This window comes from Acidovorax sp., assembly GCF_046314175.1.
Lineage (GTDB): Bacteria > Pseudomonadota > Gammaproteobacteria > Burkholderiales > Burkholderiaceae_C > Acidovorax.
On record NZ_JBKBXG010000012.1, the window covers coordinates 1 to 22,053 of the forward strand.

General features: G+C 64.5%; 21 protein-coding genes. 8 read left to right on the top strand and 13 right to left on the bottom strand.

All coding sequences use genetic code 11. The features are described from left to right. Window positions 1–842: ROK family transcriptional regulator (locus tag ACK4OE_RS04920; RefSeq protein WP_409883437.1), on the bottom strand; the 842-nt coding region annotated here is incomplete at its 3' end. 234 nt (window positions 843–1,076) lie between these two features. Between ACK4OE_RS04920 and ACK4OE_RS04925 the strand changes: the two genes are divergently transcribed. Next, on the top strand, window positions 1,077–2,468 hold the full coding sequence (locus tag ACK4OE_RS04925; protein ID WP_409883438.1) for a hypothetical protein: 1,392 nt from the start codon (window positions 1,077–1,079) through the stop codon (window positions 2,466–2,468). 621 nt (window positions 2,469–3,089) lie between these two features. Here the strand turns inward: ACK4OE_RS04925 and ACK4OE_RS04930 are convergent. Further along, window positions 3,090–3,554 carry a cupin domain-containing protein gene (locus ACK4OE_RS04930; RefSeq protein WP_409883440.1) on the bottom strand — a complete coding sequence of 155 codons (465 nt, stop codon included), beginning with the start codon at window positions 3,552–3,554 and terminating at the stop codon, window positions 3,090–3,092. 14 nt (window positions 3,555–3,568) lie between these two features. Then, a complete protein-coding gene (locus ACK4OE_RS04935) occupies window positions 3,569–4,288 on the bottom strand; it encodes a class I SAM-dependent methyltransferase (protein ID WP_409883441.1) in 720 nt (239 codons plus the stop codon). 250 nt (window positions 4,289–4,538) lie between these two features. On the opposite strand from ACK4OE_RS04935, the gene ACK4OE_RS04940 reads away from it, so the two are divergent. The 3 genes from ACK4OE_RS04940 to ACK4OE_RS04950 all read left to right on the top strand — a co-directional run bounded on the left by ACK4OE_RS04940 (window position 4,539) and on the right by ACK4OE_RS04950 (window position 7,150). Continuing rightward, window positions 4,539–5,054, top strand: a complete 516-nt coding sequence (locus ACK4OE_RS04940; RefSeq protein ID WP_409883442.1) for an Rrf2 family transcriptional regulator — start codon at window positions 4,539–4,541, stop codon at window positions 5,052–5,054. Beyond that, on the top strand, window positions 4,990–5,976 hold the full coding sequence (locus tag ACK4OE_RS04945; protein WP_409883443.1) for an NAD(P)/FAD-dependent oxidoreductase: 987 nt from the start codon (window positions 4,990–4,992) through the stop codon (window positions 5,974–5,976). The genes ACK4OE_RS04940 and ACK4OE_RS04945 overlap by 65 nt, the downstream gene beginning before the upstream one ends. A 142-nt stretch (window positions 5,977–6,118) precedes the next feature. Beyond that, entirely contained in the window at window positions 6,119–7,150 is a 1,032-nt protein-coding gene (locus ACK4OE_RS04950) for an alpha/beta hydrolase family protein (RefSeq protein WP_409883444.1), read from the top strand. 121 nt (window positions 7,151–7,271) lie between these two features. On the opposite strand, the gene ACK4OE_RS04955 is transcribed toward ACK4OE_RS04950, so the two are convergent. The 3 genes from ACK4OE_RS04955 to ACK4OE_RS04965 are packed head-to-tail and all read right to left on the bottom strand — an operon-like array spanning window position 7,272 to window position 9,377. After that, the gene (locus ACK4OE_RS04955) at window positions 7,272–7,916 is read right to left on the bottom strand and encodes a DsbA family protein (RefSeq protein WP_409883445.1); all 645 of its coding nucleotides are present in this window, start codon (window positions 7,914–7,916) and stop codon (window positions 7,272–7,274) included. A gap of 3 nt (window positions 7,917–7,919) precedes the next feature. Continuing rightward, window positions 7,920–8,462: a hypothetical protein gene (locus tag ACK4OE_RS04960; RefSeq protein ID WP_409883446.1), complete on the bottom strand. Its 543-nt coding sequence runs from the start codon at window positions 8,460–8,462 to the stop codon at window positions 7,920–7,922. A gap of 48 nt (window positions 8,463–8,510) precedes the next feature. Continuing rightward, window positions 8,511–9,377, bottom strand: coding sequence for an MBL fold metallo-hydrolase (locus ACK4OE_RS04965; protein WP_409883449.1), 867 nt, complete (start codon window positions 9,375–9,377; stop codon window positions 8,511–8,513). Window positions 9,378–9,514: 137 nt separating this feature from the next. Between ACK4OE_RS04965 and ACK4OE_RS04970 the strand changes: the two genes are divergently transcribed. After that, window positions 9,515–10,408: a LysR family transcriptional regulator gene (locus ACK4OE_RS04970; protein ID WP_409883450.1), complete on the top strand. Its 894-nt coding sequence runs from the start codon at window positions 9,515–9,517 to the stop codon at window positions 10,406–10,408. Between the two features lie 273 nt (window positions 10,409–10,681). On the opposite strand, the gene ACK4OE_RS04975 is transcribed toward ACK4OE_RS04970, so the two are convergent. From ACK4OE_RS04975 to ACK4OE_RS04985, 3 genes are read right to left on the bottom strand one after another with little or no spacing between them, the layout of a single operon-like run. Beyond that, on the bottom strand, window positions 10,682–11,701 hold the full coding sequence (locus ACK4OE_RS04975) for a Bug family tripartite tricarboxylate transporter substrate binding protein (protein ID WP_409883451.1): 1,020 nt from the start codon (window positions 11,699–11,701) through the stop codon (window positions 10,682–10,684). Between the two features lie 17 nt (window positions 11,702–11,718). Then, entirely contained in the window at window positions 11,719–12,120 is a 402-nt protein-coding gene (locus ACK4OE_RS04980) for a hypothetical protein (RefSeq protein WP_409883452.1), read from the bottom strand. Between the two features lie 16 nt (window positions 12,121–12,136). Further along, window positions 12,137–13,504 (bottom strand): acyclic terpene utilization AtuA family protein, encoded by a 1,368-nt coding sequence (locus tag ACK4OE_RS04985; RefSeq protein WP_409883453.1) that lies wholly within the window; start codon window positions 13,502–13,504, stop codon window positions 12,137–12,139. Between the two features lie 115 nt (window positions 13,505–13,619). Here ACK4OE_RS04985 and ACK4OE_RS04990 point away from each other — a divergent pair, with 115 nt between their 5' ends. Further along, window positions 13,620–14,513 carry a LysR family transcriptional regulator gene (locus ACK4OE_RS04990; protein ID WP_409883455.1) on the top strand — a complete coding sequence of 298 codons (894 nt, stop codon included), beginning with the start codon at window positions 13,620–13,622 and terminating at the stop codon, window positions 14,511–14,513. Between the two features lie 295 nt (window positions 14,514–14,808). After that, complete coding sequence (locus tag ACK4OE_RS04995; RefSeq protein WP_409883457.1) at window positions 14,809–15,825, top strand: NAD(P)-dependent alcohol dehydrogenase; 1,017 nt, start codon at window positions 14,809–14,811, stop codon at window positions 15,823–15,825. A 110-nt stretch (window positions 15,826–15,935) separates the two neighbouring features. On the opposite strand, the gene ACK4OE_RS05000 is transcribed toward ACK4OE_RS04995, so the two are convergent. The 4 genes from ACK4OE_RS05000 to ACK4OE_RS05015 form a co-directional block, all read right to left on the bottom strand. Next, window positions 15,936–18,161 (bottom strand): ATP-binding protein, encoded by a 2,226-nt coding sequence (locus ACK4OE_RS05000; protein WP_409883459.1) that lies wholly within the window; start codon window positions 18,159–18,161, stop codon window positions 15,936–15,938. Next, window positions 18,146–19,366 carry a hypothetical protein gene (locus ACK4OE_RS05005; RefSeq protein ID WP_409883461.1) on the bottom strand — a complete coding sequence of 407 codons (1,221 nt, stop codon included), beginning with the start codon at window positions 19,364–19,366 and terminating at the stop codon, window positions 18,146–18,148. Before ACK4OE_RS05005 ends, ACK4OE_RS05000 begins: the two co-directional genes overlap by 16 nt. A 129-nt stretch (window positions 19,367–19,495) precedes the next feature. Next, complete coding sequence (locus ACK4OE_RS05010) at window positions 19,496–19,969, bottom strand: hypothetical protein (RefSeq protein WP_409883462.1); 474 nt, start codon at window positions 19,967–19,969, stop codon at window positions 19,496–19,498. A gap of 23 nt (window positions 19,970–19,992) precedes the next feature. After that, the gene (locus ACK4OE_RS05015; RefSeq protein ID WP_409883463.1) at window positions 19,993–20,847 is read right to left on the bottom strand and encodes a hypothetical protein; all 855 of its coding nucleotides are present in this window, start codon (window positions 20,845–20,847) and stop codon (window positions 19,993–19,995) included. Between the two features lie 222 nt (window positions 20,848–21,069). Between ACK4OE_RS05015 and ACK4OE_RS05020 the strand changes: the two genes are divergently transcribed. After that, complete coding sequence (locus tag ACK4OE_RS05020; RefSeq protein ID WP_409883464.1) at window positions 21,070–22,038, top strand: PhnD/SsuA/transferrin family substrate-binding protein; 969 nt, start codon at window positions 21,070–21,072, stop codon at window positions 22,036–22,038. The last annotated feature ends 15 nt before the right edge of the window (window positions 22,039–22,053 follow it).

A 22,053-nucleotide genomic window follows, 5' to 3' on the forward strand; every position in this document is an offset into this window, starting at 1 on the left:
CTCTCGCCGCGCTGCGCGGCCTCCATGGCCATGCGCGCCATGGCGGGCGCTGCGGCCATCGCCTCCACACAACCCTGATTGCCGCAGTGGCAGCGCGGCCCGTGCTGGTCCACACAAATGTGGCCCACATCGCCCGCCGAGCCATTGGCACCCCGGTACACCTGCCCGTGGCACACGATGCCGCAGCCAATGCCCGTGCCCACCTTGATGACGAGGAAGTTGGGCAAATTGCGCTGCAGCCGGTACATCTCGCCCAGCGCCATCAGGTTCACGTCGTTGTCCACAAACACCGGCGCAGCAAACGCCTCGCGCAGGTAGTCGCGGATGGAAAAGCCGTCCCAGTCGGGCATCAGCGGCGGGTTGACGAGCTGCCCGCTTTCAAAATCCACAGGCCCCGGCACGCCCATGCCAATGGCAATCACCTGGTTGGGCGCCAGCCCGCAGCGCGCCAGCAGCTCGCGCATCAGCCCCCGCACCCGCGCCAGGATCACGCCCGGCCCCTGGCGCACATCAATGGGCTCGCGGTGCCGCGCCAGCACCGTCATGTCGGGGCGCATCACAGCTATTTGCATGCTGGTGGCGCCCAGGTCGGCGCCAATCACCACGCCCAGGGTTTCGCTCAAACGCAGGGTTTCGGCCCGTCGGCCGCCAGAGGATTCCTGCAAACCCACCTCGTCGAGCAGGCCTTCATCGAGCAGCGCCGCCACCATGGCGTTGGCCTTGCTCTTGGAATAGGCCAGGCGCTGCGCCAACGCATTGCGCGACGCGCCTGCGGACCAGAAGATGGTCTGCAAGACGTTCAGGTCTTCGGTGCCGCAGTGACTCCAGCGGGTGGATGGCAAGGCTTGTCTCCTGTCATGTTTTTGTGCAGCACCTCATGGGGGTGGGTGCTTGACAGGGATGCTATGCGGTCTACTTTGGCCGGGCAAGACTGAACTTTGACCTAAAAATACGCAAAGATCACAATTCATCATTGAGGCGTGTGACCGCACGTAGAGAAACTTTCTACAAGTTATTGTCTGTAACATACGTGCATCAAGTTGCTTGCATGAAAGAGCATTAATAAAGGAGACACAGTGTCAACATCCATGCGAATCCTCAGTTCAAAATCTCTTGCACTTAGCGGCTTTAATCGCATGCGAAGTCGTCAGCGGTCAAAAGTAACAGTAGACGAGGCAAAGCATATCCTCGAATATCTTGAAGACCCTGTCCGTGTAGGCTTGTGGCGGCTATCGGCCAAATGGGTTTCCAATAGCGGCGTATCATTTGACCTATGGAATGACATCGAAAAGGAAATTAATGGCCGTGATGTCATTCAAATCCGCACAGGAAGACGTGAACGGAAATTACGTGTCACGGAAGAATGGAAAGAGGAAATTCGCACAAGAGTTTTTGACCGCATCACCTTCCTGATGACGTTGTTCCAATTTCTTGCACAACAGGCATCTGGGCAAGCAGAAAGTCAGGATGCGTCAGAAACGGACTCGGACGAAGATCAAACAGTTCTAGATCTCGTGGATACTCGTGCAATTGCAGAAAAGTACGCTGAAGCTCTTGAGTTCTTCGACAAGCAACTTTGTCACCAGTCTTTTTCGCCGAAAACTGTTCTGAATGTTGTTACCCGAATTAAATCGGGCTCATTCATACTGCTAAACGGTCCAGCTCACGGGAGTGCTACTGTTTTAATTTCTTGGTCGCGCGAGCCACTAGAAGCTATGGCGCAGTTCCTAAAACTACTCGGGAAGATCCAAGATATTGAGTTGATGCCCGTATTTTCGCCTGAGGAGGAAGCATTTGCTCCGTACTTCGATCTTTTTGGCTTAGTCCGTGAACACCTTGTCCGCCAAGAGCATTTGGGACCAATCGTTGATAAAGCATTGGGAAATTTTTCAGAGGCGAATTTTACGGAAGCGATTAGCTCACTGGGTTTGGCCGGCGAAGACGTTCTCACACAAGTATTTGAGACATTTTTCCGAGAACAACTCAACAAAGGATTAACGCTCGGACAGCTTGTTGATGAAATAAATGCACGAACTGCGGCGTATTTCCCCAAGAAGGAGGAGAATGCTCCAGATCTATCCACCCTCTATAACGACATAAACCAAGCGATCGCTTCAGAACCTGATAGCGTTGCGTCGCTCCATATTCTTCGAAAAACTCTAGGCCAGATTATTGAAAGCAACAAATTTTTAACAACAAAGATAGATAAAATCGGTCAAACTGAAAGAAAGATTTCTATTTTTCCGGCGCGGGTGCAGCTTATGCTTACCGAACTGATTCGATATCGAAATGCCGCCTCGCATCGATCACGCGTTCCTCTGGGCCCATATGAATCTAGGCGAGCAGCGTTTGCTTTTGTTGTTCTCTACAGTTGGTGGGACCGAGAAAAAAGAGCAATCGATTGGAGTCGCAGTCCTGCAGAAATTGTCATCGAGTGTGCAAAAAGAGCAGGGCAAGGGCAACGCTAGCACGTGTGTTGCTCGTGAAGATTAACAAGTGCAGTTCTCACATAGCCATTCCCTAAACGCGACCCCCATATAAGACATTCCCACATCGCGGAACCCAGCCTCCCGAAGAATCGCTTCTCGTCTTCGGGCGTCAGAACAGCCAACTCGACAGCAACCTTGGCCCTTCCCTTGTCCGCCAACTCTGACGCCATCTGAAAAGCGGTATAGCGCTGCAGCCACAAGTCCCGCTCCCCGGCCGCGCGATGGAAATATGCTCCTAGCGCGGCACAAACTAACAAGTCAGCAGGTACATAGCGCCATCAAACGGCCCGGCCGGTGCGTTTTCAATACAACCGTGGTGCAGCACCATACGGTCTGCCCCCCCGCTCTCCAACAACTGTGCCGCCGAGTCCAGCACCGGCTGGCTAGGGTTCGCGCCTTCGAACCGCAGCCGGGGTGCGCCCACGCTATGGCTCCCAGTTCCAGCCGGCCGCCATCACGCAGTGGTGGGGCGTGACGGATATGCTCTAATTTTTATAGCTGCTAGCGCTTTACCAACAAGCGCTAGATCCTGTTTTAATCACATTTCTGATGAACATGTGCTTGCCTGCGCTACATAGCGTGCCCCGCCCGACTGGGTCCCTAGCAAAGATCACGCGGCACCACCCCCACCGCTTCGCACCAGCGGTAGTAATCCGCCCGCCGATCAGACGTAGTGATCCGCTGCAGCACCGCATGGTGCGGCCCCAGGTATTCCACGCTGCCCTTGACCACCACATGCACCAGCAGCTCTTCGGTGCCCGTCGCCTCCCACCAGTCCACATTGCCGGCGGGCTCGTGGATGTAGTCGCCCGGCCGCACCACGCGGCCATCGTTCAGGCGGCGCTCGCCCGCCAGCGTCAGGGCGTGCACTTCGCCCGTGTGCCGGTGCAGGCCCGGCTGCGTGCCGGGCGACAGGCGCATCAGCTCTATCCAACCCGCATCGTCGGGCAAGAACTGGATGGGCAGGGACCACTTGCCTTCGCCTTCGGGCATCCAGTCCGCCAGGCCCGCACGCTCCAGCGCCTGGGCCACGATCACATCTGCGAGGTTGTTGTTGCTCGTCACGACAACCGCCATCACTACGCCAGCCCCACCCAACCCCTGAACGCAAACCCCATGTAGAACATCCGCACATCGCTGAACCCGGCCTCGCGAAGAATCGCCTCGTCCTCCTCCGGGGTCAGCACAGCCAGTTCCGCAGCCACCTTCTCCCGCGCCCTGGCCGCATGCTCCGGCGGCACGCCGGACGCCACCTGAAACGCGGCATAGCGCGACAGCCACAGATCGCGCTCCCCTGCCCCGCCTTGGCCGCCAGGGCCTGCACCATCCGCCACGCTCAGATGTGCCACCACCAACGGCGCGCCGGGCTTCAGCCGCCGCCGGATCTCCTCCAGCATGGGCACGCGCTCCTCGCGCGGCACAAAGTGAAAAGTCAGCAGGCACGTAGCGCCATCAAACGGCCCGGCCGGTGCGCTCTGCACGTAGCCGTGGTGCAGCGCCACGCGGTCGCCTGGCACCCCCGCGCTCTGCAGCCGCTGCGCCGCCAGGTCCAGCATGGGCTGGCTGGGGTCCACGCCGTCAAACCGCCAGCCGGGGTGCGCCAGCGCCATGTCTTCCAGCTCCAGCCCGCCGCCTGCGCCTACCACCAACACGCGGCCGTCGGCGGGCACGCGCTCGGCCAGCAGGATGCGGGACATGCGCAGCAGGCTGTCGTAGCCGGGCACGTTGCGGCGGGGGCCTTCGGCGTAGCGGGCGACGGCGGCGGGGTCGGTGAAGGGGGCGTTGGTGGGATGGGTCATGGTGCGTGGTCCGCGCGGTGGGTACTGCGCTGTTGCGATGAGTTTGTCCAACGGGTTTGCCAGGTCAGCGCAGGGTTTCGACAGGCTCAACCCGAACGGTTAGGGTGGATAACATCAGTCAGAAATAAAGACAAATTGGCCTCTAGCGCTTATCCAACAAGCGCTAGCAGCTATCAATTCAATAGTTACCCAATCGTCCGCCAGCGTTCCCTTTGGGATCATGCTAGCATCTCGCAACTTTGAATGTTGCATGAAAAGAGATAGCCGCCTTTCCAACGTCCTCCACGCGCTGCTGCACATGGCAGAGATGGACGGCCCCGCCACGTCTGAATCGCTGGCGCAGGCCATGCAGACCAATCCCGTCGTTGTCCGCCGCCTGATGGCGGGCTTGCGCTATGCGGGGTTTGTGGCGTCGGCCAAGGGGCATGGCGGCGGGTGGGTGCTGTCGTGCCCGCTGGCGGACATCACGCTGCGCGACATCCACGAAGCGCTGGGCGCGCCCACGCTGCTGGCAGTGGGCAACAGGGTGGAGAGCCCCGGCTGCATCGTGGAGCAAGCGGTGAACCGCGCGCTGTCTGACGCTTATCAAGCGGCCGAAGAGGTGCTGCTGGCACGGCTGGGCGAGGTGACGCTGGCGCAGCTGTCGGCCGAGTTCCATCAACGCATGGTGGCCGGGGGCCATTCGCACAAGGAGATTTCTCATGACGACGATGACAACGAAGACGACCCCAACGGCAGCACCGACACCCAGAACAACGGCGTATGACGTGATCGTGATTGGCGGCAGCTTTGCCGGCCTGTCGGCCGCGATGCAGCTGGCGCGCGCCCGGCGGCGGGTGTGTGTGGTGGACGCAGGCCAGCCGCGCAACCGGTTTGCGGCAGCGTCGCACGGCTTTTTTGGGCAAGACGGCGAGCCGCCGCTGGCGATGATCGAGCAGGCGCGGCGCAAGCTGCTGGCCTACCCCACAGTGACGTTGCGGCAGGGCACGGCGGTGTCTGCCACGGCGCAGCAACGCGCCGGGTCACCCGAGAGCGGTTTTGAAGTGGTGCTGGACGATGGGGCCACCATGGAGGCCCACAAGCTGGTGCTGGCCTTTGGTGTGGCAGATGGCCTGCCCGACATTGATGGCCTGCGCGAGCGCTGGGGTGCATCGGTTTTGCACTGCCCGTATTGCCACGGCTATGAGTTTGCGGGCCAGCGGCTGGGTGTGCTGTACCACTCGCCGCCATCGGGCATGCACGCGCAGCTGATTGCCGACTGGGGGCCAACCACCCTCTTTTTGAATGGCGAGACCACGCTGGAGCCCAGCGAGCACGAGCGGCTGCGGGCGCTGGGGATTGCCGTGGAGCCAGCCCCCATCGCCGCCCTGGAAGGCCCGGGCCAGGCGCTGCACGGCGTGCGGCTGCAGGCCAGCGGCGGCGGCGATGCGCATGTGGTGCCAGTCGATGCGCTGTATGTAGCGGCGTCCACGCGCCCATCCAGCCCGCTGGCCGAGCAGTTGGGCTGCGCGTTCGACGATGGGCCCATGGGCCCGTTCGTCCGCACCGATGCGAACAAGATGACCACGGTACCGGGCGTGTATGCCGCTGGCGACCTGACATTGATGCGCCACAACGCCACACTGGCGTCGGCTGAAGGGGTGCTGGCAGGCATCTCTGCGCACCAGGCGATGGTGTTTGGGCAGTAACTAGTGCAGCAGCACCAGCACCAGCCCTGACCGGCACAGGGCGTGCCGCACGCTTGCAAGATCGGTGAAGCCCTGGTGCGCAAGCTGCGGCACACTCGGCGGGCAAAGCCTCTGTGATTCCCAACTGCGTCACTACATCGCCATGACTATTTCATCGCTGCATCGCTTGCGCCTTCGTGCCCGTTCTTCTTCACGCTTCGGCCTGGGCATTCGTTGGCTGTCGGCCGCAGCGCTAAGCTGCGCCGCCACCCTGGCCCAGGCGGCGGGCTTTGCATTCATTGAGGTGCCCGCAGACAAGGACGGGCCCGCGCTGCGCGGCGCCGTGTGGTCGCCCTGCAGCACGCAGCCGGGCCGCATTGACCTGGCGCCGCTGGTGCTGCAAGGCACGCGCGACTGCGCCATTGCCGGGCAAGGCCTGCCGCTGGTGGTGGTGTCGCACGGCGCAGGCGGATCGGCCCTGGGGCACCACGACACGGCGGCTGCGCTGGCCGATGCGGGCTATGTGGTGGCGGCCATCAACCACCCCGGCGACAACTTTCAGGATATGAGCCGCCAAGGCCACCTGTCGGCGTTTGCCACGCGGCCGGTGGACATGCGGCGGCTGACGGACTACATGCTGGGCGCCTGGCCCCAACGCGCGCAGCTGGACGCGGGCAAGGTGGGCTTTTTTGGCTATTCACGCGGCGGCTACACGGGGCTGGTGGCCATCGGTGCCAAGCCGGACTGGACGCTGCGCCCGGACCTGTGCCCGCCACTAACCATGCGACCCCTGTGCGGCGAGATTCGGCGCAACGAAATCCCCGCTACCCCCGCGCCAGACCCACGCATCAAGGCGGCGGTCATCGTGGACCCTTTGAGTGTGTTTGACGCCAAGGGGCTGGGGCAGGTCAGCGTGCCGGTGCAGCTGTGGGCCTCGGCACTGGGTGGCAGTGGCGTCACGCTGCAGAGCGTGGAGGTGCTGCGCGCAGGCCTGCCCCGTGCACCCGACTGGCATGTGGCCGCGAACGCAGAGCACTACGCGTTTCTAGCGCCCTGCTCGCCCGCGCTGGCTGAGGCAGCGCCCGAGATTTGCCGCGATGCGGCGGGGTTCGACCGGGCAGCGTTTCACCAGACGTTCAACGCGCAGGTGGCGGGGTTCTTTCAGCGGCACATTCCGGCAAGCAAGGCACCCTGAGCGCGCGTGAACATCAGCGGCGGAATGCGCGCCCCACAGTTTCTTACGGGCTGAAGATGTGCAAGGGCTGAGCAAGGCTTCGACAAGCGCAGCCCGAACGGGTGGGGTGTGACGAACGCCCTCAGCCCGCTACAACCTGCGCCAGCAAGTTCTCATGCGGCCCCAGCAGCGCATCGCCACCGATCAGCCGCAGTGCCCCACCCTGCCCCGCCACCACCAGTTGCGGCACGCCCCGGGCACCCACGGCACGCAGCGCGGCCTGGGCTTTGGCAACGCGATCTGCCACGGCGTGATGCAGTGCGGCGTCAGGCGCCACCACCCTGGCCGCCGCATCTGCCAAGCCCAGGGCTGTCAACACGTCGGCCAGCACTTGCGCATTGCCCGTGTCGCTGCCGTCTACGTAGCGGGCGCGCTGCAGGGCGTGCAATACGTCCAGCTCGCGCTCGGGCTCTGCCTGGGCCACGGCAGTCAGCGCAAGCGTGGCGGGGCCTGAGTCAAAACGGCCTTCTGCGGCACCCAGAATGCGGTCGCGGTAGGCCTGCGTGAAGGGCTGGCCCGTGAGCTGCTGGATGCGCTGGTCGTTGGACCATGCGTAGGCGGCAAACTGCGCGTCCATGGGCCGCGCGCCTGCGCCTGCAAACAGACCGGTGGGGGCCAGCACCACATCGACACCCTCCTGCGCTTGCAGAAACTTGAGCGCGGGCGCGGCGGCGTAGCACCAGCCGCACAGGGGGTCGAACAGGTAGGTCACGGTGACGTTGGGCATGGGTCAGGTTCTTTCTTGAGGGTCTGAGGTTTCGGACGCAGCCAGTGCGGCTTCAAACGCCGCAATCTCTTCGGCCAGCGAGCCCCGGCTGCGGAAGTGGCGGGCGGCCCGGTCGTACCAGTTGGCAGAGCCTGCTTCCGGTCTCGCAGGGGTCGCGTTGGAGCGCAATCGGGATGAGTGGATGCTTCGGATGCGCAGCATGGGCTCGTGCCCATGAAAGCAGCCGAGGCGTTCAATCGCCCGATTTCGCTCCAACCCTTCGGGCAGTGGTCTTTGCGGGCGGTCTGCGGCGTTGCGGCGATTGCCAATAGCCGAGCTATTGGCCGCACACCGCGCCTTGCATCCCATCCCGCAAAGACCGCTGCGCGACCCCTGGGAGACCGGAAGCAGGCTCTGTGCATCCTCCAGGTCGCCTTCCTGCACATGCAGGATGCCGTGCAGCCAGGCGGCGAGCATGGAGCCGTCGTGTTGCACCAGATCGTGCGCCGCGTTCCAGCGCCCGGCGTGCAGGTGCTGCAGGACTTGTTGGAGCGGGTGCGTGGTCACGATCTGGTTCCTTTCAAACAGTGGGATGGGGGTGAGCCAACCCGCGGCTTACCACTTCATCTCGCCCTTGTTGACCTTGGCGCCGATGTCCAGCGACAGGCCCATGGGCGCTGCGGGGTAGGCCTTTTTCATGGCGTCGATGAGTTCGGCGCTGGTCTTGGTGGCGGCGGCGTTCTTTTCAAACGCCTGCAGGTAGCCCTTGGTGTAGCTGATGTTGGCAGCGTCCAGCGTGCCACCGGCGGGCATGTGGCCGGGCACCACCACGGTGGGCTGCAGGGCGGCCATTTCGTCGAGCTGGGCCACCCAGGCGCTGCGCTCGGCCACCGTTTGCGTGTCGGCCGTCCACACGTGGGTGTTGGTGCCAAACACGCCGATGTTGCCGACCACCGCCTTCACCGACGGAATCCACGCATACGGGCGGTGCGCCAGCAGGCCGGTGGTGCCACGGATCTCGACCGTCTGGCCGTCCACGCTCAGCGTGTTGCCGCTGATGGCCTTGGGCAGCACAGGCGTGCGCGGTGCGTTGGCGCCCATCTTGGGGCCCCAGAACGAGAGCTTGGTGGCCAGCTTGGCATTGATCTTCTCCAGCACGGCGGGCGTGGTCACCACGTCGGCCTTGGGGAAGATCTCTTTCAAGGTTTCGACGCCAAAGTAGTAGTCGGGGTCGGCCTGGCTCACGTAGATGGTTTTGAGCTCTTTACCGGTGTCGAGCACGTTGGCAGCAATGCGCAGTGCGTCGGCACGGGTAAAGCCAGCGTCGATGACCATGGCCTCTTTCTCGCCATAGACCAGGGTGGAGTTGACGTTGAAGCTGTTGCCGTCGGCGTTGTAGACCTTGACTTGCAGGGGCTGAGCAGCCTGGGCGCCAGTGAAGGCAACGGCGAGGGTGGCAGCGATGAGGGTGGTGCGGAACATAGTGAGTTCTCCAGGGTTTTGAGAGGTTGGTGTTGATGACAGAATGAAGTTTATTTGCGCAAAACGATCTAATAAACCCGATAATCCGCGCATATTTGTTTCATCAATCGATCAAATAACCCCAAAACTTTCACCCTATGGACCGCCTGACCGCCATGCATGTGTTTGCCGAAGTCGCCACCAGCGGCAGCTTCAGCGCCACCGCCGACAAGCTCGACATGTCGCGCGCCATGGTCACGCGCTATGTGGGCGAGATGGAGCAGTGGCTGCAAGCGCGCCTGCTGCAGCGCACCACCCGCAGCGTGACCCTGACCGACGCGGGCGAGCACGCACTGCGCCGCTGCCAGCAGATGCTGGCGCTGAGCCAAGACCTGGAGGAAGAAACCGCCACCACCACCGAGGGCGCACTGCGCGGGCAGCTGCGCATCACCTGCAGCGTGTCGTTTGCGTTTGCGCAGATGGGCGCGGCGATTGCGGACTTTTTGGCGCTGCACCCGCAGCTAAAGATTGACCTGGACGCGAGCGAGGGGTCGCTGAACCTGGTGGAAAAGCGCATCGACCTGGCCATCCGCATCAGCGCCGAGCCTGACCCGCTGCTCATCGGCCGGCCGCTGGCGCGGTGTGATTCGGTGCTGGTGGCATCCCCCGCCTACCTGGCCGCGCACGGCACGCCGCAGCAACCCGCCGACCTGGCGCAGCACCGGTGCCTGAGCTATGCCAACTTTGGCAAAAGCGTGTGGCAGCTGACGCAGGGCGATGTGGTGGAGCGTGTGGGAGTGAGCGGCCATTTCAGCGCCAACGAGGCCACCACGCTGATGCGCGCCGCGCTGGCGGGCGGCGGCGTTGCGATGCAGCCGACGTATCTGGTCAACCCCTACCTGCACTGTGGCGAGTTGCAGGCCGTGTTGCCGGGGTGGGACTTGCCGGTGATGACGATCTATGCGCTGTACCCATCGCGCAGGCACTTGTCGCCTGCGGTGCGGGCGTTGCTGGATTTTTTGGTGGAGCGCTTTGCAGGGGTGCCTTGGTGAGGGATGCTCGCCCCGGCTGAGTTACTACCAATTTGATAGCTGCTAGCGCTTATCCATCATGCGGTAGAGGCCTATTTCTCTTGATTTTCTCCACACTTTGAAGGCGCACTAACACTCCCTCTCCCCTGGTGGGAGAGGGTTGGGGAGAGGGGGGAGCACGGGGCGCGGCGCCCGGAAGAAGAGCCCCCTCTCCCCCGCCCTCTCCCACGAGGGGAGAGGGAGTGAAGACCCGGCGCAGCGCGTGTTACCCCCCGCCGCTACCAGGCCTTAGATTTACTCCGCCTCAATCCCCGCTGCCTTGATCACCTTGCCCCACTTCACCGTCTCAGCCGCCTGGAACTTGGCCAGATCATCCGGCGTGGTGCGCCAGGCTTCGGAACCCGCGTTGTCAAAGAAGTTCTTGGCCACAGTGCTCTGCGTGGCGGCACCCAGCAGCTGATTCAGGCGCGCCACCACGGGCGCGGGGGTGCCTGCGGGCGCATAGGCGGCAAACCAGTAGCCCATGTCGTAACCCTTGACGCCCGCTTCGTCGATGGTGGGCACGTCGGGCAGTTGCGCGCTGCGCTTTTGGGTGGAGTAGCCCAGCGCGTTCAGCTTGCCGGCCTTGACTTGCGGCACACCGGTGGAGGTGTCGGTGATCATCAGGTCGATCTGGCCTGCCAGCAGGTCGGTGATGGCGAACGGGTTGCTGCGGTACGGCACATGCAGGATCTCGACGCCCGCCATCTGCTTGAACATTTCTCCCGCCACGCGGCTGGATGAACTGCCGCTGCCAAAGCTGAGCTTGCCCGGGTTCTTTTTGGCAAACGCCACCAGGTCGGCCACGGTTTTGTGGGGAGACGCGGCGTTGACCACCAGCACCTGCCCGCCCTTGCCCAGGCCGGTCAGGGGTGCAAAGTCCTTCACCGGGTCGTACGAGAGTTTCTTGTACAGATGCTCGTTGGCCGCATGCGTGGTGTTGGTGGTGATGAGCACGGTGTAGCCATCTGCAGGGGCCTTGGCCACGGCGGCTGCAGCGATCATGCCGCTGGCGCCCGCCTTGTTGTCGATGACCACCGGCTGCTTGGTGTCGTTGGTGATGGACTGGCCCAGCGCGCGCGCCAGCTGGTCGGTGGCGCTGCCTGCGGCAAAGGGTACGACGAAGGTGATGGCCTTGGTCGGATACGCAGGGGCCTGGGCCAGCGCGGCGGTGCTGTGCAAGGCGCCGAGCCCCAGCACCGTAGCAGCGGCAGTCGCCAGCACATGGCGGCGTGCGGGACGGTTGGATGAATGATGGGTGGTTGGACGGGTCATGTTGTCTCCTGGTTTAGTTAGATGGTTGGTGAGGTACGCGAAACGGAAATGGGTGGGCCAGCCAGATGCCGCGCCAACGCGGTGGGCACCTTGATAGGCAAGTCAAGCAACAGGTAGCTCAGCGCCTTGCCGTGGCTGTCGAGGTTGAGCGAATCGTTCACGCCGCCATCCAGCACATCGTCCAGCACGATGTTCATGGCCTGCAGTTGCGGCAGCAGGTAGCGCGTGACCTGGCGCGGCTGGCGCAGTGCGAACTGGCGGGCCACGGCGGCCTCGGTGACCTGGTCGACCAGCACATCCCACAGCGCGGGGTGCCAGGCGATGACGCTGATGTTGGAGCGGTTGCCTTTGTCGCCGGTGCGGCTGTGGGCCAGGCGGTACAGAGGGACGTTGATCGTGGAAGCAGTTGCGGAACTCATGGTGCGTGTTTCCTCATCAATCAACCATCTCAAAGCGCACGGCCACCGCATCGCGCGGTACCAGGCATGACACCGTGCCCAGCCGTGGCCGCATGGCGGTTCGTACCCCACCACCGCCTGCGGGGCCGCAGGTGTAGAGCGCGGTCACCTCGCGCAGCAGGCGCTGGGCGCTGGCGTGGTCGCGGTGCTGCAGGGCTACACGCAGGCGCACATCGCGGGCGTCGTGGCTGCCGTTGGCGGGCGCATCCAGCCAACGGCTGGTGTCGTCGCCAAAGATGCTGGTCACGCCGATCAAATCGATGCGCAGCGGGCCCAGGCCGTCCAAACGCTCGCGCAGCACCTCGCCCGCCAGGCGGGCGCGGGCCTCGGCGCGTGGGCCGGCGTAGGAGATTTCGCCCTCGGCAAACCAGCCCGATTCAAAACATACGTTGACCTTGAGCGTGGCGGGCTGCGCGTGGCCACGCACGCCTTCCAGCCGCACTGCGTCGGCGCCCACGGACTGCACGTGGGTTTGGGTGATGTCGGCCACTACGTCTGGCGTGAGGTAAGCCGAAGGGTCGTGCAGTTCGTACAGCAGTTGCTCCTTCACCGTGCGCTCGTCGATGCGCCCACCGGTGCCCGGTGGCTTGGTGATGGTGCAGTGGCCGTCGGCGTCGATCTCTGCGATGGGGTAACCCAGCTGGGCCAGGCCCGGAACGTCCTTGTAGCCGGGGTCGGCAAAGTAGCCGCCCGTGACCTGTGCGCCACATTCCAGCAGATGCCCCGCCATGGTGGCGCGCGCCAGCCGGTCCCAATCGTCCAGCGCCCACCCGTAGTGCGCAAGCGCCGGGCCCAGCACCAGCGATGGGTCGGCCACACGGCCGCAGACCACGATGTCGGCGCCCGCACGCAGCGCATCGGCGATGGCCTGCGCGCCGATGTAGGCGTTGGCGCTGACGATGGGGTCGGTAGGCATGGCGTTGCCCAGCGCGCCCTGCAGCAGCGCGCGGTGCTCGGGGCCGCTCAGGTCGTCGCCCTGCACCACCGCAATACGCGGGCGGCGCAGGCCCAGTTCGGCCGCCAGTGCGTGGATGCGGCGGGCCGCGCCATGCGGGTTGGCCGCGCCAAAGTTGCTGACGATGCGCACGCCGTGCGCCAGGCACTGCGCCAGCACAGGCTGCAGCAAATCGACCAGCAGGGGTTCGTAGCCCGCATCGGGGTCGGTGCGGCGCGCCAGTTGGGCCAGGGCCAGCGTGCGCTCGGCTAGGGTTTCAAAGATGAGCACCGAGGGCTGGCCGCTGGCGATGAGCGTCTGCACCACGGGCAAGGCAGCGTCGGTGCGGTCGCCCGAAAAGCCTGCGGCGCAGCCGACCAGAAGGTGGTTGTTATCAGCGTGGTTCGCCATGGGGTTTGTTGTCTCCTGCGTTCACTGTAGGCAGGCTGCTGTATTCTGTGAAATCGATTGTTACGATCAATCCATCTGATATTCAGATGAATGCCCATCCACCACCTTGCACCCGATGAGCGCCCACCACCTCTCCAGCCGCCAGCTCGACGCCTTTATTGCGCTGGCCGAGCAGCGCAGCTTTACCCGCGCCGCCGTGTTGTGCCATCTGTCGCAGCCCGCGTTCAGTGCGTTGATTCGCGCGCTGGAGGACGACCTGGGCCTGCGCCTGTTTGACCGCAGCACGCGCCATGTGGACCTGACGCCCGAGGGGCAGAATTTTCTGGAATCAGCCCGCCGCATCCGCGCCGAAATCACGCTGGCGCTGGCCGCCGTGCGCGACACGGCCACCTTGCAGCGCGGGCGCGTGGCCGTGGCGCTGCTGCCATCGCTGGCCGCGGGCTGGCTGCCGGGCGTGCTGGCGCAGTACCGCGCGGCGCACCCAGGCATCGAGATCGACATTGCCGATGTGCTGTCCGAGCCCTGCATCGACCGCGTGGCCAGCGGCCATGCCGACTTTGCGCTGGCCGCCATCCGCGCCGACACGCCCGCGCTGCAGGCCGAGCCCTTTTGCAGCGACAACTTCTACCTGGTGTGCCCCGCCGACCACCCGCTGGCGCGCCGGCGCAAAGCCATCACCGCGCAAGACCTGGCCGCCTGGCCGTTCATTCACCTGGCGCGCACCAGCAGCGTGCGCCAGTACCTGGAGGCCGCCCTGCACCCGCAGGCCATGCACACGTTGATGGAGGTGGAGCAGCTGGCCACCGTGATGGGCATGGTGCGCGCGGGGCTGGGCATCAGCGTGGTGCCTGCGCTCACGCTGTTTCACTTTGAGCAGCCGGGGCTGGTTACGCGGCCGTTGTCGCTGCCGGGGCTCACGCGGCAGATCTACCTGGTGCGGCGAAGGGACGAGAGCTTGTCGGTGGCAGCGCAGGCGCTGTATGCGCTGGTAATGGCGCAGCGGCCTTGATGGAGCTCATCGGATAACTACTTAATTGATAGCTACTAGCGCTTACCAGATAAGCGCTAGAGGCAAATTTTTCTTGAAACTCAAACTTCCTCAATGGTCTTCATTTTGTTGAGGTGGAGTGCTCCGAAAAGCCCAGGGCCAACGGGCAATTTCTGAGGCTTATCGGCTGCGCGCCAGCACCCCGCCCAAGGTCGGGTTGCGCGCAGGGCCCGCAGCTGCCTACGCTCTGCGGTTGCGCGCACCCGCGCGCCTCATCTGCTTGTCTTTCTTGCTTCCAATCACCTTGCCAGCCCCTATGCCCTCCAACACCCTTGCGAACCCCTCCGCCGTCCACGCGCCCACCACCATGCAGGCCTGGGTGTGCCGCGACTACGGGGGCACCGAGGTGCTGGCGCTGCAGAAGCGCCCCCGTCCAGTCCCCGGCCCGCGCGATGTGCTGGTGCGGGTGGTGGCCGCCAGTGTGTCGTCGGCCGACGTGCGCATTCGCACGCAAAACTTGCCGCGTGGCTTTGCGTTGCTGGGACGGCTGGCGTTTGGGCTGGCGCGGCCCCGCCAGCCGGTGCTGGGCACCGATGTGGCCGGCGTGGTGGAGGCCGTGGGCCGTGATGTGCAGGGCTTTGCGCCCGGCGACGCCGTGGTGGGTGTGACGGGTGCCGCCATGGGCTGCCACGCCGAGTACTGCGTTCTGCCTACCACCAAACCCCTGGTGCACAAGCCCGCACGCCTGTCGTTTACCAAGGCCGCCAGCCTGCCATTTGGGGGCATGGCGGCGCTGCACTACCTGAACAAGGCGCAAGTGCAGCCAGGCGAAAAGGTGCTGGTGATAGGTGCATCGGGCGCAGTGGGCAGCGCCATGGTGCAGCTGGCGCTGCACCGGGGTGCGCTGGTGACGGGGGTGTGCAGCGCGGGCAACGTAGCACTGGTGCGGTCGCTGGGCGCACACGCCGTCATCGACTACACCAAGCAGGACTACACGCAGATCGACCAACGGTGGGACGTGATTGCCGACACCGTAGGCGCGAGCACTTTTGCCGCCTGCCTGCCGCGCTTGAACGAGCACGGCCGCTACCTGTCGATGGCGGGCAGCCTGATGGAGTTGCTGGCCCGCCCGCGCGGCACGCGCCGCAGCATCGGTGGCCCGGCGGCAGAGCGCGAGCAGGACCTGCAGTTGCTGATGGAACTGGCGCTGACGGGCTTGCTGCGGCCGGTGATTGACTGCACCTACCCCTTTGCCGACCTGCCTGCAGCGCACGCCTTTGTAGAGACGGGGCGCAAGCGCGGGGCGGTGGTCGTGACTTGGGCGGAGCCATAGCGGACACACCGCGACACGGGTGGATGGTTCTGTCCCGCATGGTTGCTGCGACGACTACCAAAATAATAGCTACTAGCGCTTATCCATCAAGCGCTAGAGCCATATTTGACTCATTTTTTCACGTCGCTGCGCGCCAGCACCGCCAGCTCCTGGTGCAACAGCAGCTCCACCTCAGCCGACTCGAACTGGTCCTGCAGCAGCGGGATGGCAAAGCGGTATTCGCCTGCCTCATGTTTGCGCAGCACGTAGGCCAGCTGCAGGCGCGCCAATGACTGGCGCAGCGCTTGCGCGTCAGCTGTGATGCCGTGGCTGTGCAGCAGTTGGGCCAGGGCCACCAGGCTGGTCTGCCCGGTCTGGGCGATGTGGTAGACCACGATGCGGTCGAGGCGGCAAGCGGCGTCGTCGTGGCTGAGGCGGCCCCAGCCGGCCAGGGCGTCTTGCACGGCCTGCGATGCCAGGGCCTGGGTGAGGTGGCGGGCTTCGATGACACGTTCGCCGGGCGCCAGCGCTTCCAGGCATTCCTGGCAGAGGATGGCCACCAGGTTGGCGCGCTGGCCGCTGGCGTAGATGAGGCGGTCCACGAGCTTTTCGTTGTCAAAGCCCAGGCGCAATTTGCGCAGCGGCTCGGTGGCCAGTTCGCGGCAGGCAGTGCGCTCCAGCCCGCCGATGGCCAGCACCTCGCCAAAATTGCGCAGGGGGCTCTGGTAGTCGAGCACGGCCGTGGCGTACAAGTCCCAAAAGCCCGCCAGCATGAACCAGCAGCGGCCCTCTTCGCTGAGCGCGCGCAGGGTGGACAGCTGCACGTAGCCGTTGTTCGACTCGTCGCGGAAGAACAGGTCAGCCTCGTCGATCAGCAGCACCAGGCGCTTGCCCTGGTACTGCGCCTGCAAGTGGTCCACGATGGCTTCGAGCGGGGTGTCCGCAGGCAATCCAAACTGCAGCGCCATGCGCGGTGCCAGGCGGTGGTCGCGCAGCGACACGTAGTGGCACACGGTGTGCGGGTGGCCCTGCATGCGGCGCTGCACGGCCTTGAGCAGGCTGCTTTTGCCCAGCTGGCGCCCACCCACCACGAGGTAGTTGGCGGGCTCGCGGTTGATGACGCGGGCCAGCAGCTGCGCGCGGCCAAAGAAGGCGCCTTCGCGCGTGACGCCGCCGCGTGTCTGGTAGGGCGAGATGCGCGTGATGCGCAACTGCGCGGCCAGTTGGCGCAGCAACACTTGCAGCGCATCGCCGCCGATCAGCCATTCGGTCTGGCTGGCACTGTCGACCATCACATGCAGGTTGGCGCGGTCGCTGGCGTGGGCGTGCAGCAGCGGCCAGGGCGTGTCTACGCTGTGCGGGCTCAGGATGAGCAGTACATCGCTGCCGGTCTGTGCGGCGCGCAGTTGGCGCAGCACGGTGGCTTCGTCGATACCCGCCGTGGGCACAAACACCATGCAGCGGTCCAGCGACACCGGCAGGTCGGGCGGAAACTGCCACTCAAACACCTGGCCGGGCAGTGCCCAGTCGGTGCTGGGCTGGCAGCGGGCCGACACGCGCTCGGCCAGCGCGCGGGCGAGGGCCGGGGCGTGGTCGGCGCCGGTGGCCTGCGCGCACAGCACAGCGCGGCGCCAGTCCACCATGCGGATGTCGGCAGCCAGCAGCGTGGGTTCCAGCCGCCGCAGCCAGCGCAGCAGCCGGTCGATCTGCGGCAGGCGCGCCAGCGGGGTGCGGCGCAGGCGCGCGGGGCGCAGTTGGCCAGCGCCGATCATGGGGTGGCGCACCACCCACACCACGGCGCCCACGGCAAAGATCACGCCGCACCACAGGATGAGCGAGCGCAGCCAGCCGAACGGGTCGGCATCGGCGGCAGTAGCAGTCGGCTTGGCGGGCTCAAAGTCGTCGGTGCTGCCTTCCAGGCAGTTGATGGGCAGATAGCCGGGTGGAATAGGCGGGTTGCCGGGGCGGCACGTCCAGGTGTGGGTGCCAGGTTTCAGCTCCACCACCACCTGCGTGCCTGCCAGCTTGCCCAGCTCGGGGTTGTGGGCAATGTCGGCCTGCAGCACGTTGGGGCGTGGGGAGGTCACGCGCAGCTGCGGGTTGGCAATGGGCGGCGCGTATTTGTGGATGTCCTTGGGCCAGCCATCCAGCTCGTTGCGCGCCTCGATCATGGCGACGCGCCACTGCACCAACTCGCCCCACACCGGGCCTACGTTGACCGACGCCAGAAACGAGCCGCGCGTGACCGGGTTGAGCTGGGGCGTGAACAGCGCACTGGCCACGAACAGCGTGACCACCGCAATGACCACGGCGCGCACCACGGCCCTGGAGAAAAAGGGGCTTAAGCGCTCAAACATGATTCGAGCACCATCAAGCCTGCATCCCGAATGGTGGCGCAGCGCCAGTGCAGCCTCGCTGCATCGCCCGTGCCGCGGATGTGGATGAGGTTGCCCCAGAACAGGCTGCGCAGTTCGTCGTCCTGCAGATAGGGCCGTGCACGGCCCAGGTCGTCGGCCTGCAGCAGTTGCTGCAGGCGCGCGCGGCTGGCGGGCGCCTGCGCCAGAGGCAAAAAGGTTTGCCACAGGCGCGGGCTGCTGGCCAGGTGCGTGCGCAGCGCTGCAGACGACGCATAACCATCGCCAACACCTTGGTCTACCAGCCACTGCAGCCCTTCTTCAAACAACGCGGGGTGGCCGCCGCTGAGCGCCTGCAAGTCGGCCACCACGGGTTCGGTCCAGGTGTGCTCGGGCCAACGGCGGCGGGCCAGTTGCATCAGGTCGCCCTGCGACGGGTCGGGCCAGTGGTGGACCTGTGCGATGTTGAGCAGCGAGAGGTCGCCGCTGCGGTACTTGAGGTCGGCCAGCGCTTCGCCGCCGCACAGTAGAAGGTGCAGCCGGCCGCTGTGCATCTCGCTCAGGCTGCGCAAAATGCCCGCCAGGGTTTCGCGCAGCGCGGGCGTGCCTTGTTCGAAGCGGCTGACCAGGCAGAAAATGCGCTCGCCTGCCAGCAGGCGGCGCTCCAGCGCCGACTCGAATTCATAGTCCGACGCCACATCGCCCAGGCCACACTGGCGGGCGATGGCGGCGAAATATTCTGCAGGCACGGTGCTCACGCTGTAGGGCGGCTGAATGTGCAGCACCGAGCCTTCACCGTACTGCGCGCGGGCGCGCTGCAGCAGCTCATGCCGGAACGGTGGCTGCCCCCAGTGCGCGGGCGACAGCAGCAGCGAGATGGGGTACGGCACGGCCTGCGCAAGCTGGGCGAACACCTTGTCCTGAAACCCAGCAAACGGCTGCGCGCCCACCGACTCGGCCTGCAGCGGAAACTCAGGCGCGAAGCCTGCGGCACTGAGCAGGCGGTTGGCCTCGCTCTCTGTCAGGCGCAGGTAGCGTGTGCAGGCCACCACGCGGTCGCGTGAGCGGGGGTTGGGCACCGAGATGCCGTTGCGCCAGTTGTTCACCGCCTCGCGGCTCAGGCCGATTTCGGTGGCCACGCCCGAGGCGCTGGCGCGGATGCGGCGCATGTAAATCGACAAGAGATCAGCGAAGGATTCGAGAGGCATGGATAGGGAAGTTGAAGGGCGAGGACCGGTACGCCAGACAAAAGCGGGCCCGCGAAAAATCGGCGAGTGGCTGGCGAGGATTGTCACCATTGGCAGGCCAACAGCCGCCGACGGGGCTGGATGGATGCGCTAGGTCAAGCTCTGCACCATGGGCCACGCTTTGGTACAGGCCAAGCCACATGCCGTGAGTACCGGGCTGTACAGCACGATGGCGCCCACCACCGACATCAGCCAGCCTGGCTCCTCGTCCTCGTCGGTTTCGGCTGCCTCGCCCCCCTTCACTTTTTCCTTCCCCTTTTCCTTGTCGCCGCCTTCTTCCTCTCCTGGTCCAGAATCGCCGGTCATTTCCTGCACCAGCATCACGGCCACCACCAGCAGCGATACGGCCAGCAGCGCCAGGTAGCCATATTGCAGCGCGGGCTGCGTGAGCGGGTAAAAATAGCCCGCCAACAGCGCGGCCGGGGCCAGAAAGAACACGTGCATCATGAGCCGGTACCAGGGAAAGCCGTCCGCTGGCCTTTCCAGCGCGCCCATGACCATGCGGTAGGTCAGCGCCCCCAGCACAAAGATCACCCCACCCCACCATTCGATTTGCGTCAGCATGTTGTTGTTCTCCTTAAATTCACTTACTGGGGGGCCATCACTGTGGCGGGGCCATCGTCGCCAGGCGGGTTGGCGTCATCGTCTCCGTCGTCTCCGCGCAGCTCCTTGTGCTCGGTGACGATGTAGTACAGCGGCAGCGCCACGGCCAGCACCAGCCCCAGGCCCATCCACAGCCAGAAGCCTTTGAACAGCAGCACGGTGACCACCGTGAATGCCACCGCGTGCAGCAGCCCCTTGAGCCCGGCGCGCAGCAGCAGCACCGCAATCAGGCCCTGCATGGGCGATTTGCCGCTCTTGCCCATGGCCCGCGCCATGTCGATAAACGCCTCGGCCGCCTCCTGGGCCTCGCGCATGCGCTTTTCTTCCTGCTGGCGCATTTTGGCCACGGCAAGGGGTTTGGCCGGGTCTTTGGAGCAGGCGTAGGGGTCATCCGCCGCACCCTCACTGTCTTCGCTGTCCTGCTGCGCGGGCTCCACCACCGTGCGCCACTGCGGGTTGGCATCCATGAATGCCTTGCGTGACACCCACTGGCCCCGGTCGAAGTGCATGCGCTCGGTTTCACCCACCTGGTCGTAGAAGATCTCCAGCACCGCAGCCCGCAGGCCGTGGGCGAACAGGGTTTCGATCTGGCGCAGGGGTGGTGGGTCGCTCGTACCCGTGTCGAACCGGAGCAGCAGGTGCGTGGTAGCGGCAGATACCGATGTGTTGAACCATTGCGCGTCCCACAGGGCCTCCAGGTCAGAGGCCCCCAGCTTGTCGGCCCAGCGTTGGGCCTGTTCTGTGTTGTCTGAGCACAGGTACTGGTACGTCAGCTGAGCGATCTTCAGCTTGATAGGCTCTTCGAAAAACAATTGCAAGGTCAGGGTGTTTTGCGACATGGGAAACGCTGTTCACAGCGGTAGGCATTGCGATGGATTGGGATTGTGTGGACCAGGCCCGCGCGTGTCCCCTGCGGGCTTGTCCATGCAATGGCGGCGCAAGGTTGACAAAACGTCCACCGGCACGAGTCGCCAAGGCGATGATTGTCACAAAACGTTCATGCATACTCGACGACCTGCGCGCGGTGCGCGCTTTCACCCACAACTGGAGGGAAAACCACCATGCGATTCGATACCCGCTTTTACGCACTGCTGTCTGGCACCGCTCTGATGCTGGGCCCGGTAGCTGCACAGACCGACCGGGGCGCAACTGCCCGCACCGCCGCCGCAGCCCCTGCCGCCACGAGCTTTGCAAGTAGCCCCCGCGAAAAGATGGTGGTGGCCATGCCCAAGACCTATGCCAAAAGCGAAACCATGCTGCTGTGGGGCGACTACTTCAACCATCTCGCACGCTGCGGCAACATCGATCTGCAGAACCTGCAAGGCGAATCGCTGGAGAAGAGCACCAACATCGATGTGCTGGGCGAAAAGGAACTGATCGACAACATCCTTACCGGCAAGGCGCAGCTGGCACAGGTCAACCCTGGCCTGGTGCCCCAGTTGGTGAGCGCTGGCCAGCCCGCACCGTTTAGCGTGCCCGGCAACAAGGCCAGCGGCAAACGCAACTCGTACACGCTGATCCTGATCTCGCGGGTGGACAGCCCCTTTACAAAACCCAAGGACCTGATCGGCAAGAAGATTGCGCATTCCACGCCCACGTCCAACTCCGGCAACCTGGCGCCGCGCGCCCTGTTCCCGGCGCTGGGACTGCTGCCGGACCAAAACTACGAAGTGGTGTTCTCCAACGGCCACGAGCGTTCTGTGACTGGCGTGATGCACGGCTTTTACCCCGCTGCCGCCGTGGCCAGCGACCTGTACCAGCGCATGGTGCTCAAGGGCGACGTGAAGGGCTCCAGCATCCGCACGCTGTGGGAAAGCCCGCCTTTCATGACCGAAACCTGGACCATGGGCAAGGACGTGTCGGCTGACCTGCAAAACCGCGTGAAAAAATGCTCGTACAGCTACAGCTTCTCGCCCAAACTGCGCCAGTTGCTGCCGGGCAATGACACCTTCTTGCCCATCAGCTTCGAACGCGACTTTGCAACCGTGATGGAGGTCTACAACAAGACCCAGGCGGCCAAGGGTAAATAAGCCCCTGGTCTGACA